Annotated in this window: 1 protein-coding gene; it reads right to left on the bottom strand. The window is 74.9% G+C overall.

The features are described from left to right. Positions 1 to 1,174 (bottom strand): CHASE3 domain-containing protein (locus FV222_RS26025; protein ID WP_147816012.1); only part of this gene is annotated, 1,174 nt, incomplete at its 3' end. Between the last annotated feature and the right edge of the window lie 253 nt (positions 1,175 to 1,427).

The following is a 1,427-nucleotide window of genomic DNA, read 5'->3' as shown; positions in this document are numbered from 1 at the left end:
AGCCCGCCGCCTGCCGCGCCGCGTCCGAGACCAGGATCGACACGCCATGCGCCTTGGTCGCCTGCTCCAGGCGGGCGGCGACGTTCACCGTGTCGCCGAGCACGGTGAATTCCAGGCGCATGTCCTCGCCGATGATGCCGCAGAACAGGTCGCCGTAGTGGATGCCGACGCCGATCCGCACCGGGGCGTGGCCGTCGTCCTTGAGGTTCCACCGGGCGATGATGGCGACGAGGTCCTTGGCGAAGGCGAGCGCCCGCGCGGCGTCGTCCGGCCGCGGCTCGGGCAGGCCGAACACGACCAGCGCCCCGTCGCCGATGAACTTGTCAATCACGCCGCCGCGAAGGCGGGCGATGCGCATCACCCGGCGCCGGAACGCGGTGAGGAAGGCCGAGAGTTCGTGCGGGTCGAGGTTCTCGGCCAGGGTGGTCGAGCCGCGCATGTCGACGAAGGCCACGGCGGCGTTCTGCCGGCGGCCGACCCGGAGGCTGTCGTCGGCGTCCGCGAGCCGCCCGGACAGTTCCTCGGGGAGGAACCGCGCCAGGCTCGCGCGGCGGCCGGCCTCCCGCAAGGCCGTGGTCGCGAGCACGGCGAGGAGCACGACGACCGCCGCGACGGCCGCCCAGACGGCGAGGGCGACGCGCGACACCGCCTCCTGCCGCGCGTCGAGCAGGGCCGCCTCGCGCGCCTCCATCTCGCGGACCAGGGTGCGGATCGCGTCCATCGTGCGCTTGCCCTGCCCCTCGGCGACGAGCCGTGCGCTTCCCGCCGCGTCGCCCGCCCGGCGCAGGGCGACGCCCTGGTCGAGCTCGCCCGCGAAACGATGCGCCAGCGCCCGCAGGCGAACGAGTTGCGCGAGCTGCTCCGGGTTGTCGGCGACGCGCTCGCGCAGGCGGTCGAGGTTGCGCTCGAAGGCCTCCCGGCTGGCGAGGAACGGCCCGAGGAACGCCTCGTCGCCGCTGATGATGAAGCCGCGCTGGCCGGTCTCGGCATCCTGCAACGCGGACAGGACCCGTGCGAGGCGGCCGTCGACTTCGACCGTATGGCGGACGGCGTCGCTCCCGTGCTGCTGGTAGACGACGCCCGCGACCGCGACGGCGATCATCACGACGAGGGCGGCAAAGCCCGCGCTCATCCAGGTGACGGTCCGCGACCGGACCAGGGTGAGGCGGAGCATCGTGCGCCCGAACCCCCGCAGGCCGCCCCAGCCCCGTTCCGCGGTCGCCGTCGGCGAGACCTGCGAGGACGGGGCGTCGCGCCAGGTCCGGGCGGGTTCAGGCGCGGTCGGCCCATCGCGCGACGCCGAAGAGCCGCCCGGATCGCCGCCCGGATCGCCGTCGACGTTCCGGGCCCTCGGGCGATCGCTCGCAAGGGCGAGCGCAAACCCGGCCCGGTCCGTCCCGCGGCGCAAGCCGCGCGACGGCGGGCGT

Origin of the sequence: Methylobacterium sp. WL103 (assembly GCF_008039885.1) — a bacterium.
Classification (GTDB): Bacteria; Pseudomonadota; Alphaproteobacteria; order Rhizobiales; family Beijerinckiaceae; genus Methylobacterium; species Methylobacterium cerastii.
This window is presented reverse-complemented; position numbering and strand designations above follow the sequence as displayed.